Here is an 11,610-nt window from a genome sequence, read left to right as displayed (position 1 = left end):
CGAAATGTTGATGTCTATGATGCGGTGCAATACAAAGGGTTTCGCGCCAGAAAGAAACCAACGAGGTATTTGGGGGAAATCATGCCGTACGCCCACGTCGAGCCGCCCGCAGCCAGTGTTTTTTCCACGACACCCTTTCTGAACCCAACCCGCGGCAACGCGCGGCACATCGGCATCCTGCTTTATGAGGGTTTTTCGCTCCTTGGTGCGGGACTGGTTGCGGAGCTGTTCCAGACCGCCAACGAAATTGGTGCACCCGCCGGCGGCAGCCGCCGCATTACCTACGACGTGCGCTTCCTGTCGGTCGAGGGTGGCAGCGTGACATGCTCCGCGGCGGTGCGCGTCTGGACCGACAGTCTGGACCCGCGCCGCCCCGCCGGCCTCGACATGCTCTTCATTGCCGGCGGCGAGGGCGCCCGCGCCGCGGCCAGCGACACGCGCCTGCTGTGCTGGCTGCGCGCCGCCTGCGCCACCACCGACAGCGTGCGCCCGATTGCCGAAGGCAGGGCGGTGCTCGTTGCCGCCGGCGTGATCGATCCCGCCGCAGTGCCGCGGCGCCCGCACCTGCCGCTGATGGCGTCGAACGATGACACCGAAATGCGCCTGGAATCGATGAAAGGCGCGCTCGCCGTGATCCGGCGCGACCTGGGCGTGGACGTGGCCCGCGCGGTGGTCGAGCGCGTGCTGCCGGCCTGGACCGACCAGCTCCTGCCGCGCCTGGCCGATGCCGGCCTGACCAGCGCCGCCGACAAGATCCGCGCGGCCGCGCGCTGGCTGCAGCAGAACTGCGAACACGATGTCTCGATCGCCGACGCCGCCGAGGTGGCGACCATGAGCGAGCGCAACTTCCTGCGCCGCTTCAAGCTGGAGATGGGGGCCACCCCGTCCGACTTCCTGCTGCAGGCCCGCCTCGAGACCGCGTGCGGGCTGCTGGCCGAGACCGAGTTGCCGGTGGACAAGGTGGCGCGCCGCTCCGGCATGGGCAACGGGGACCGCCTGGCCAAGATCTTCCGCAAGCGGCTGTCGCTGTCACCGACCGAATTCCGCCAGCGCCACAAGGCAGACGGCAAGGCAGACAGCAAGGCAGACAGCAAGGCAGACAGCAAGGCAGACAGCAAGGCAGACAGCAAGGCAGACAGCAAGGCAGACAGCAAGGCAGACAAGGTAAACAAGGCGCACAAGGCCGCCACCGACAGCTGAGGCGCACGCCGCCACACGCAGCACCCTGACCCCATGGCAGTGAAACGTTCCGCGAAGCATCGCGGCGGGCGCAGCTCGCCCGCGGCGCCGCGCCAGTTTGTCGAAGATTGGAGGGCTTGACCATGCTGAAGACGACGCAAGTGGAGACGGACACGGTGGCAGCCGCGCAGCCCGAAGGCCAGGATGATGACGGCGGCGCGCATCCACGCGCGCAGCGGCTGCGCCTGGCGCCGGTGGTGCTGGCCGGCGGCGCCGGCACGCGGCTGTGGCCGCTGTCGCGCGAGCACTATCCCAAGCAACTGATCGACCTGGTCGGCACCGACTCGCTGCTGCAGGCGACCTTGCGCCGGCTGTCCGGCTTCGGCGCGCAGCGCGAGGTGGTGCCCGAAGCCATCATCGCCTGCGGCGAGGAGCACCGCTTCACCACCGCCGAGCAACTGGCCAAAGCCGGCGTCGAGGCGCGCCTGGTGGTCGAGCCCGCGCGGCGCAATACGGCACCCGCGCTGACCGTGGCCGCGTGGCTGGCACAGGGCAAGGGCGAAGACGTGATCCTGGTGGTGATGCCTGCCGACCACGCCATTCTCGACGGCGCCGCTTTCCATCACGCCATCGCCGTCGCCGCAGAGCACGCCGAGCGCGGTGCGATGGTGACGCTGGGCGTGCCGCCGACGCGGCCCGAGACCGGCTACGGCTACATCCGGCTGGGCGAGGCGCTCGGCGACGGTGCCCACGGCATCGCGCGCTTCGTCGAGAAGCCCGCGCAGGAGCTGGCGGCGCAGTATGTGCAGAGCGGCCAGTACTGGTGGAACAGCGGCATCTTCGTGGTCCGCGCCACGGTCTGGCTGCGGGCGCTGCAGGCGCTGCAGCCGGCGATCTACGAAGCCTGCATGACCGCGGTGATCGGCGGCAAGCTGCAGGCGCCGTACTTCAGGCCCGAGGGCCAGTCCTTCATGCAGTGCCCGTCGGACTCGATCGACTATGCGGTGATGGAGCGCCTCGACCAGCCTGACGCGCCTTGCCGCGGCGTAGTGGTGCCGCTCGCCGCGGGCTGGTCGGACCTGGGTTCGTGGGAAGCAGTGTGGGACGCCACCGAGAAGGATGTCGACGGCAACGCCGCCCGCGGCCGCGTGATGTTCGAGGGTGCCAGTGCCAGCTATGCCTACTCCGACGGGCGCCTGGTGGCCTGCGTGGGCACCAGCAACATCGTCGTGGTCGAGACCGCGGATGCGGTCCTGGTGGCCGATCGCTCGCATGTGCAGGACGTCAAGAGCCTGGTCGAGCGGATCAAGGCACAGCGCGCGCCCGAGGCCGCGGACCACCGCAAGGTGCGCCGCCCGTGGGGCTTCTATGACTCGATCGACCACGGCGAGCGCTTCCAGGTCAAGCGCATCGTGGTGGCGCCCGGCGCGCAGCTGTCGCTGCAGCTGCATCACCACCGCGCCGAGCACTGGGTCGTGGTCAGTGGCACCGCGCGTGTCACGCGCGGCGACGAGAGCTTCCTGCTGGCGGAGAACCAGTCGACCTATATCCCGCTCGGCGTGGCGCACCGTCTGGAGAACCCCGGGAAGCTGCCGCTGGAAATCATCGAGATCCAGTCCGGCGGCTACCTGGGCGAAGACGACATCGTGCGCATCGAGGACAACTACGGGCGTTGCGGATAGGCGTTGGCAAGGTGGCAGCAACGCAGCGGCGGGCAGCGGGGAGCGGACCCGCCGGGGCAGCAGGCAGGGCAGGTGCTCAGGCAGACGGGCAGGAGGACGGGAAATGGTCAAGCTGGAAGGATTGCTGGCGCGCATGCTCGACGTGGCGCTGGTACTGGCGGGCGCGCTGATGGCCGCGCAGTTTCGCTTTGACGCGATCGAGCCGGGTGCGCTGTTCGAACTGTTCATCGCGCTGTCCGCGGCGTTCACGCTCGCGTTGTTCCCCACCTTTGGCATCTATGAGTCCTGGCGCGGGCGCTCCAAGCTGGGGCTGGCCGGACAGGTCGCGCTGGCGTGGCTGCTGGTGCAGCTGTTTGGCGTGATGGTGATGTTCTCGGTGCATCGGCTCGACCTGGTGTCGCGGCTATGGTTCGCTTACTGGACCGCCAGCACCGGCGCCATGATGATCGTGTCGCGGCTCCTTGCTCACATGGTGCTGGGCCATATGCGCAGCGCCGGCATGAACCTGCACCAGGTGGCGGTGGTCGGCAGCGGCGCGCATTGCAACGCCGTGATGCGGCGCGTGGCGGCGTCGCCGGCGTCGGGCTTCCGCGTGGCGGCGGCATTCAACGTTATGCCAGGCGCCGGCGGCCTGAGCGCGCGCGTACCGGTATTCGAGGACCGCGCCGCCTTTGCCCGCTACGTGCGCACCCAGAAGATCCATGAGCTGTGGCTGGCGCTGCCGCTGTCGCAGGAGCGCGAGATCCTGGAGTTCGTCGCGGCCTTTCGCGACGAGCTGATCAATATCCGCTTCGTGCCAGACCTGCGCACGGTGGCGTTGTTCGATGGCGGCATGATCGACCTGATCGGCATGCATGCGATCAACCTGGCGGCGTCGCCGATGTCGCCCGCCGCGCTGGCGCAGAAGGAGGTCTTCGACCGGCTCTTCGCCGCGCTGGCGCTGCTGGGCCTGGCGCCGCTGCTGGCTGCGATCGCCGTTGCGGTCAAGCTGTCTTCGCGCGGGCCGGTGCTGTTCTCGCAGCTGCGCAAGGGCGCGGACGGGCGCGTGTTCCGCATCTACAAGTTCCGCTCGATGCGCGTGCATGCCGAGCATGCCGGGCAACTGACACAGGCCACGCGCGGCGATCCGCGCATTACCCGCGTCGGCGCCTTCCTGCGCCGCACCAGCCTGGACGAGCTGCCGCAGTTCTTCAACGTGCTGCGCGGCGACATGTCGGTGGTCGGCCCGCGCCCGCACGCGCTGGAGCATGACGACCACTACGGCAAGCTGGTCTCGGGCTATATCCAGCGCTACCGCATCAAGCCGGGCATCACTGGCTGGGCGCAGGTGAACGGCTACCGCGGCGAGACCGATCGCATCGAGAAGATGGAAGGGCGCATCGCCTACGACCTGTACTACCTCGTCAACTGGTCCTTCGGGCTGGACATGCGGATCATCGCGGCCACCATCTTCAAGGGCCTGTTCCACAGCAACGCGTACTGAACCGAGGGGATTCGCCGGCGCCCGCCGCCGGCGGAAGGGGATGCGTGACACCATGCCAAACCTGCTAGAGACCCAATACGTCGAGGCGCCGCCGGCGCCCGAGCTGCGGCTGTCCGACTACCTGGTCACGCTGCTGGAAAACTGGCGCATGATCGCCGCGATCACGCTGCTGGCGCTGGCCGGCGGCGCGGTCTACGCGATGATCGCCAAACCGGTCTATCGTGCCGACGCGCTGATCCAGGTGGAGGACAGCAAGGGCGACGCCAATGCCAACAACCAGAACGCGCTGCAGTCGCTGTCGTCGATCTTCGATTCCAAGTCGTCCACGGCCGCCGAGATCGAACTGATCCGCTCGCGCCTGGTGGTGGAAGACGCGGTGCGTACGCTGCACCTGGATATCGGGGCGCGGCCGCGCTACCTGCCCGTGATCGGCGGCTGGCTGGCAGGCCGCCATACCGGCAAGACCCCCGCGCCGGCGCGCTTCGGGATGCCGCAGTACGCCTGGGGCGGCGAGTCGATCAAGATGTCGCTGTTCGAGACCCCGGCCAAGTACTACAGGAAGCCGTTCGTGCTGACCGTGGAGGCCGAGCGCACCTACAGCCTGCGCGATCCCGACGGCGCGCTCGTGCTCAACGGCCGCGTCGGCGAAGAGACTGGCGGCGCCAGCACCCTGGGGCCGGTGCGCGTGCGCATCGACCACCTGGTCGGGCGCCCGGGCACGCAGTTCGAACTGACGCGCGCGTCCACGCTGGCCACGGTGGAGTCGGTCCAGCGCGCGCTGGCGGTGGGCGAGACCACGCTGCAGTCCGGCATCATCCGCGCCAGCCTGGAGGGGCCCGACGCCAAGCTGACCGCCGAGATCGTCAACACCATTGCGCGCCAGTTCGTGCAGCAGGACATCGGTCGGCGTTCGGCCGAAGCCGAGCACACGCTGGCCTTCCTGGAGCAGCAGCTGCCGGTGCTGCGCAAGGAGCTGGACCAGGCGGAAGAGCGCTACAACTCGTTCCGCAACAAGCTCGGCACCGTCAACCTGGGCGAGGAAAGCCGCCTGCTGCTGCAGCAGATCGTCGACAACAAGAGCCGGCTGCTCACCATGGAGGCGCAGCTTGCCGAGTACAACACGCGCTACACCGAGAACAACCCGGCGGTGGTGTCGCTCAAGGCGCAGATTGCCACGCTGACGGCGCAGCAGAACGCGCTGCGGCGCAGCGTGTCGCTGCTGCCCGACACCGAGCAGACCGCGCTGCGGCTGATGCGCGATGTGCGCGTCGATACCGAGCTCTACACCAGCCTGCTCAACAACGCGCAGCAGCTGCGCGTCGTCAAGGCGGGCCAGGTCGGCAGCGTGCGCGTGGTCGATTTCGCCGCGCCCGCCGACGAGCCGGTGCGCCCGCAGCGCGCCATGCTGGTGCTGATCAGCGCCGGGCTTGGCATGCTCGCGGCGATCGTGCTCGCGCTGCTGAAGAAGGCCCTGTACGGCGGCGTGGAGCATCCCGAGGATATCGAGCGCCTCATCGGCGTGCCGGTGTGCGCGGTGGTGCCGCGCAGCCGCATGCAGCTGCGCCTGCAGCGCGAACTGAGCCACGGCCGCGCCGGCCGCGGCCCGCGCCTGCTGGCGGCGCGCGCGCCCGACGACATCGCCGTGGAAGGCGTGCGCAGCCTGCGCACCACGCTGCAGTACGCGCTGCGCGACGCCAGCAACAACGTAGTGATGCTGACCGGCTCGCGCCAGGACGCCGGCAAGTCGTTCCTGTCGGTCAACCTGGCCGCGCTGGTGGCGGCGGGGCAGCGGCGCGTGCTGATGATCGACGGCGACATGCGCCGCGGCGCCGTGCATGCGCACTTCGGGCTGCGCCACCAGCCGGGCCTGGCCGACGCGCTGATGGGCGAGGACTTCGATGCCGTGGTGGCGCGCGACGTGCTTCCCGGGCTCGACGTGATGCCGCGCGGCACCGTGCCGCCGGATCCGGCCGAGCTGCTGATGAGCGAGCGCTTCGGCATGCTGCTCGACCATTTTTCGCACCGTTACGACATGGTGATCATCGACACCCCGCCGGTGCTCGAAGTCACCGATGCCGCGCTGCTGGGCCGCTACGCCGGCACCACGCTGCTGGTGGTGCGCCACGGCCGGCATCCGGCCGGCGAGATCGGCGAGACCGTGCGGCGCCTGGCCAGCGGCGGCGTAGCGCTGCGCGGCGTGCTGCTGACCGACGTGCCCAAGCCGCCGCTGCGGCTCGGCACGGGCTATGCCGGCTACTACAGCAACGACGCCGGCGTCGGGGGCATCAAATGAGGTGATGACGCAAATGACGCAAATGACGCAATAACCCGCGGCGCGCATGCCGACCATCACACGCATCCAAGGCAGTTCAACACGGCAGGGAGAACGGGAATGAAACGCAAGGTCGCACTGATCACTGGCATCACCGGACAGGATGGCTCCTACCTGGCCGAGTTGCTGCTCGACAAGGGCTATGAGGTGCACGGCATCAAGCGCCGCACGTCGCTGTTCAACACGGACCGCATCGACCACCTGTATCGCGAGCGGCATGAGCAGGACCTGCGCTTTTTCCTGCACTACGGCGACCTGACCGACGCCACCAGTGTGCTGCGCGTGATCCAGCGCGTGGAGCCGGACGAGATCTACAACCTGGCCGCGCAGAGCCACGTCGCGGTGTCGTTCGAGGAGCCGGAGTACACCGCCAATGCCGACGGCCTGGGCGCCTTGCGCATCCTGGAGGCGATCCGCATCCTCGGCCTGGAGCGCAAGACGCGCTTCTACCAGGCCTCCACTTCCGAGCTTTACGGGCTGGTGCAGGAGGTGCCGCAGAAGGAGACCACGCCGTTCTATCCGCGCAGCCCGTACGCGGTGGCCAAGCTCTACGCGTACTGGATCACCGTCAACTACCGCGAGGCGTACGGCATCTACGCCTGCAACGGCATCCTGTTCAACCACGAGTCGCCGGTGCGCGGCGAGACCTTCGTCACGCGCAAGATCACCCGCGCCATCGCGCGTATCGCGGTGGGGCTGCAGGACGAGCTCTATCTCGGCAACCTGTCGTCGCTGCGCGACTGGGGCCACGCGCGTGACTACGTGGAGATGCAGTGGCTGATGCTGCAGCAGGAGCAGCCCGAGGACTTCGTCATCGCCACCGGCGAGCAGTACAGCGTGCGCGAGTTCGTGCAGTACGCCGCCGCCGAGCTGGGTGTGACGATCCGCTTCGAGGGCACGGGCGCCGACGAGGTGGGGATTGTCGAACGGGTGCAAGGCAAGGAAACGAAGCTGGCCCCCGGCAAGGTGATCGTGCGCGTCGACCCGGCCTATTTCCGGCCTACCGAGGTCGAGACACTGCTCGGCGATCCCACCCGCGCGCGCGAGCAGCTGGGCTGGAAGCCGACTACACCGTTCTCCTCGCTGGTCAAGGAAATGGTGCGCGCGGACTTCCAGATCGCGCGGCGCGACGCGCTGGTGACGCTGGCCGGCTTCAAGACGCTGGAACACCACGAATGAGGGGGCGGCGCTGACCATGGACAAGCAGACAAGGATCTACGTCGCCGGCCATCGCGGCATGGTGGGTTCGGCGCTGGTACGCCAGCTGCGCGCCGCGGGCTACGCGCAGTTGCTGACGCCGGCGCGCGCCGAGCTGGACCTGACCGACCAGGGCGCGGTGCGCCGCTTCTTCGCGCGCCAGCCCGTCGATGTGGTGCTGCTGGCGGCGGCGCGCGTCGGCGGCATCGTCGCCAATGCCTCGCGGCCGGCGTCATTCCTGTACGAGAACCTGGCGATCGAGATCAACGTGATCCAAGCCGCGTTCGAGGCCGGCGTGCGGCGGCTGGTGTTCTTCGGCTCGTCCTGCATCTATCCGCGTGACTGCGCGCAGCCGATCCGCGAGGACTACCTGCTCAGCGGCCCGCTGGAGCCGACCAACGAAGCCTATGCCATCGCCAAGATCGCGGGGCTGAAGCTGTGCGAGGCCTACAACCGGCAATACGGCACCCGCTACCTGTCGGTGATGCCGACCAACCTGTACGGGCCCAACGACAACTACGACCTGACCAACAGCCACGTGCTGCCGGCACTGATCCGCAAGGCGCATGCCGCCGTCAGCGAGGGCGCCGCCACGCTGTCGGTATGGGGCACCGGCACGCCGCGGCGCGAGTTCCTGCATGTCGACGACCTGGCCGCGGCGACGCTGTTCCTGCTGCGGCAAGACCCGGATGGCGGCGTGTTCAACGTCGGCACGGGCAAGGACGTCCCGATCGGCGAGCTTGCCGCGATGGTGTGCCGCATCGCCGGGTTCCGCGGCGAACTGGTGTTCGACACCAGCAAGCCGGACGGCACGCCGCGCAAGCTGCTCGACGTGTCGCGCATGGCCGGCATGGGGTGGCAGGCATCGATCGGGCTGGAGGCGGGCATCGCCCGTACCTGGCGCGAGTTTGTCGCGACACAGGCGGCGCAGGCCGGCGCGGTGGCGTGACGAGGGAGCAGACAGATTCGAAAGGGCCGCAAAGGCCCAGAGGCGCCCCACCACGGGCGGCGGGGCAAGCAACGGGCAGTACGAAACCAAGGGGGTAGTCGTCATGTCGGGCTCAGTCACCATCTTCCACAACGTTGTCTGGTCGCGCCACAAGGGCCAGGTCTTCTCGGCGCTGCACCGGCTGCACGGGCAGGGGTCGATCCGCTACACCGTCGTGCAGATCGCGGAGACCGAGCACATGCGGCTGGGCTTTTCCGAGGTCGACTACAGCGTGCACCAGTACCCGATGCGCCAGCTCTTCGAGGGCTGCTACGAGGACGTGCCGCGCTGGAAGATGACGTTGCGGCTGGTGGGCGAGGTGCTGTGCTCGGACAGCCGCGTGGTGGTGCTTCCCGGCTACCACCTGCCGGAATTCTGGGCGATGCTGCTGGCCTGCATCGTCACCGGCAAGCGGCGCGCGGTGTTCTGCGATTCCACCGGACGCGATCGCCCGCGGCGCCTGCTGACGTCGCTGCCCAAGCGGCTGTTCTTCGCGCTGTGCCAGGGCTACTTCGGCTTCGGCGAGCGCAGCCGCGAATACCTGGAGTCGCTCGGGGCGCGGCGCGACCGCATCTTCATCCCGTGCCAGGCCGCGGCGCTGCCGGCCGGCTACACACCCGAGCAGGCGCTGGCGCGGCGCTTGCTGGCGCGTGCGCCGAAGGCCGCAGCACCGGACGCCCCGGACGCGCCGGACGCCCCGGACGCCCCGGCACCTGAACCGCTGCCGCCGGTGTTCCTCTACGTTGGGCGCCTGTCCGAAGAGAAGGGGCTGGATACGCTGCTTCAGGCCTTTGCCAGCCTGTTGCCGTCGATGCCATCCGCCACGCTGCGGCTGGCCGGCAGCGGCCCGATGGACGAGCGCCTGCGCGAGCGCGTCGGTGCTCTGCGGCTGGATGGCGCCGTGATGCTGCTGGGCAGCGTCAACGGTGCCGCGCTCGAGGCCGAGTACGACCGCGCCACCTGCCTGGTGCTGCCCAGCTACAGCGAGCCCTGGGGCCTGGTGGTCAACGAGGCGCTGGCGCACGGCTGCCCCGCGGTGGTCAGCGACAACTGCGGCTGCGTGCCCGAGCTGGTGCGCGAGGGCGAGACCGGCCTGGTGGTGCCGCCGCGCGATGTGCCCGCGCTGGCAGCCGCGCTGGACCAGGCGGTACGCCTGTTCGCCGATACCCGCGCCACCGCGCTGCACTGCATCGAGCTGATCCGCCGCTTCGACCCGGCGGCCGCCGCCACCCATATCGACCGCGGCTGCGCCAGCCTGCTGCGCGGCAGGACGCGCGCCGCGCCGCATCCCGTCGCCGAGGCCGAAGCCCACCGGAGCAGCCAATGAAAATCCTCATCTGCGGGCAGAACTACGCGCCCGAACTGACCGGCACCGGCAAGTACACCGCCGAGATGGCCGAGTCGCTTGACGCGGCCGGTCACGAGGTGCGGGTGGTGTGCGGCCCGCCGTACTACCCGGCGTGGCGGGTCGAAGAGGGCTACACGGCCTGGCGCTACCAGCGCGAGCAGCGCGCCGGCGTGCGCGTGCAGCGCGTGCCGCTGTGGGTGCCGCGGCGCCCTGGCGGGCTCAATCGACTGCTGCACCTCGGCAGCTTCGCGCTGGCCGCGCTGCCGGCGCTGCTGGGGCAATGCTGGTGGCGCCCGGATGTGGTGATGGTGATTGCCCCGGGACTGATGAGCGCGCCCGGCGGCTGGCTGCTGGCCCGGCTTACCGGTGCCATCGGCTGGCTGCACCTGCAGGACTACGAAGTCGATGCCGCGTTCGAGCTTGGCCTGCTGCGCGGTGCGCGCGCGCGCCGCGCGGCGCTGGCGGTGGAGCGCGCGCTGCTGCGCGGCTTCGACGTGGTCTCGACCATCTCGGAAAAAATGACCCAGGCGGCGGTGCGCAAGGGCGTACCGGCGGCGCGCGTGGTGCTGCTGCCCAACTGGGTCGATGCCGATGCGATCCATCCGCTGGACCGGCCCAGCGCGTATCGCGAGGCGCTTGGCATCGCGCCGAACCAGAAGGTGGTGCTGTACGCGGGCAATATGGGCGCCAAGCAGGGCCTGGACGTGCTGATGTGCGCGGCAGCGGCCCTGGCCGGCCAGCCCGACATTGTCTTCGTGTTCTGCGGCAACGGCCCGGCCCGCGCCGAGCTGGAGCTGCACTGCGCCGGCCTGGAGCACTGCCGCTTCCTGCCGCTGCAGCCGGCCGAACGCCTCAATGAACTGCTGAACCTGGCGGACATCCACGTGCTGCCGCAGCGCGGCGGCGCCGCCGACCTGGTGATGCCGTCCAAGCTGACCGGCATGCTGGCCAGCGGGCGCGCCATCGTCGCCATGGCCGAGGGCGGGACCGAGCTGTTCGCCGCGCTCGGCGGACGCGGCCTGACCGTGCCGCCCGAGGATGCCGATGCGCTGGCGCACGCCATCCGCCGGCTGGCAAACGACGCCGGGCAACGCGCCGAACTGGGCGCCGCGGCACGCGCCTACGCGGTCAGCGCGCTGGCGGCGCCGGTGGTGCTGGGCCGGCTGGAGGCGCGGCTGCGCGCGCTGGTTGCGGGCGGTACGGCTGGAGAGGCCGCGCCGGCGACCGGCGCCGAGTTGCCGCAGCCGGCGCTGCGCGCCGAGGAAGCGGAGTAAGCCATGTCCAAGCTACGTCCGCGCGCCGAACGCCGCCGCCACCGCTGCCCGGGTGGCTGCGAGCCCTACATGCCATGGCCCCGGTGCCAGCGCCGCGCGCCGGCCGGCTGCCTGTTTTCGTCGGGAG

At 69.7% G+C, this 11,610-nt stretch carries 8 protein-coding genes; all 8 read left to right on the top strand.

The genetic code is table 11. From position 1 onward, the window contains the following. Positions 1-81: 81 nt before the first annotated feature. Positions 82-1,200, top strand: a complete 1,119-nt coding sequence (locus CTP10_RS15025) for a GlxA family transcriptional regulator (protein ID WP_116320229.1) — start codon at positions 82-84, stop codon at positions 1,198-1,200. Between the two features lie 122 nt (positions 1,201-1,322). Beyond that, positions 1,323-2,861 carry a mannose-1-phosphate guanylyltransferase/mannose-6-phosphate isomerase gene (locus tag CTP10_RS15020; RefSeq protein WP_233528166.1) on the top strand — a complete coding sequence of 513 codons (1,539 nt, stop codon included), beginning with the start codon at positions 1,323-1,325 and terminating at the stop codon, positions 2,859-2,861. Positions 2,862-2,964: 103 nt separating this feature from the next. After that, a complete protein-coding gene (locus tag CTP10_RS15015; protein ID WP_116320228.1) occupies positions 2,965-4,344 on the top strand; it encodes an undecaprenyl-phosphate glucose phosphotransferase in 1,380 nt (459 codons plus the stop codon). A gap of 52 nt (positions 4,345-4,396) precedes the next feature. Further along, complete coding sequence (locus CTP10_RS15010) at positions 4,397-6,637, top strand: polysaccharide biosynthesis tyrosine autokinase (protein ID WP_116320361.1); 2,241 nt, start codon at positions 4,397-4,399, stop codon at positions 6,635-6,637. Between the two features lie 99 nt (positions 6,638-6,736). Then, on the top strand, positions 6,737-7,855 hold the full coding sequence (gmd, locus tag CTP10_RS15005; protein ID WP_116320226.1) for a GDP-mannose 4,6-dehydratase: 1,119 nt from the start codon (positions 6,737-6,739) through the stop codon (positions 7,853-7,855). Positions 7,856-7,871: 16 nt separating this feature from the next. Next, complete coding sequence (locus CTP10_RS15000) at positions 7,872-8,822, top strand: GDP-L-fucose synthase family protein (RefSeq protein WP_116320224.1); 951 nt, start codon at positions 7,872-7,874, stop codon at positions 8,820-8,822. A gap of 103 nt (positions 8,823-8,925) precedes the next feature. Beyond that, on the top strand, positions 8,926-10,188 hold the full coding sequence (locus CTP10_RS14995) for a glycosyltransferase (protein WP_116320223.1): 1,263 nt from the start codon (positions 8,926-8,928) through the stop codon (positions 10,186-10,188). Then, the gene (locus CTP10_RS14990; protein WP_116320221.1) at positions 10,185-11,483 is read left to right on the top strand and encodes a glycosyltransferase WbuB; all 1,299 of its coding nucleotides are present in this window, start codon (positions 10,185-10,187) and stop codon (positions 11,481-11,483) included. Before CTP10_RS14995 ends, CTP10_RS14990 begins: the two co-directional genes overlap by 4 nt. Positions 11,484-11,610 lie beyond the last annotated feature (127 nt).

The sequence above is a fragment of the Cupriavidus sp. P-10 genome (assembly GCF_003402535.2).
Classification (GTDB): Bacteria; Pseudomonadota; Gammaproteobacteria; order Burkholderiales; family Burkholderiaceae; genus Cupriavidus.
This window is presented reverse-complemented; position numbering and strand designations above follow the sequence as displayed.

Excerpts from the sequence above, each read along its gene's own strand:
- CTP10_RS15025 (WP_116320229.1), top strand. The coding sequence starts at position 82 with ATGCCGTACGCCCACGTCGAGCCGCCCGCAGCCAGTGTTTTTTCCACG.
- CTP10_RS15020 (WP_233528166.1), top strand. The coding sequence starts at position 1,323 with ATGCTGAAGACGACGCAAGTGGAGACGGACACGGTGGCAGCCGCGCAG.
- CTP10_RS15015 (WP_116320228.1), top strand. The coding sequence starts at position 2,965 with ATGGTCAAGCTGGAAGGATTGCTGGCGCGCATGCTCGACGTGGCGCTG.
- CTP10_RS15010 (WP_116320361.1), top strand. The coding sequence starts at position 4,397 with ATGCCAAACCTGCTAGAGACCCAATACGTCGAGGCGCCGCCGGCGCCC.
- gmd (WP_116320226.1), top strand. The coding sequence starts at position 6,737 with ATGAAACGCAAGGTCGCACTGATCACTGGCATCACCGGACAGGATGGC.
- CTP10_RS15000 (WP_116320224.1), top strand. The coding sequence starts at position 7,872 with ATGGACAAGCAGACAAGGATCTACGTCGCCGGCCATCGCGGCATGGTG.
- CTP10_RS14995 (WP_116320223.1), top strand. The coding sequence starts at position 8,926 with ATGTCGGGCTCAGTCACCATCTTCCACAACGTTGTCTGGTCGCGCCAC.
- CTP10_RS14990 (WP_116320221.1), top strand. The coding sequence starts at position 10,185 with ATGAAAATCCTCATCTGCGGGCAGAACTACGCGCCCGAACTGACCGGC.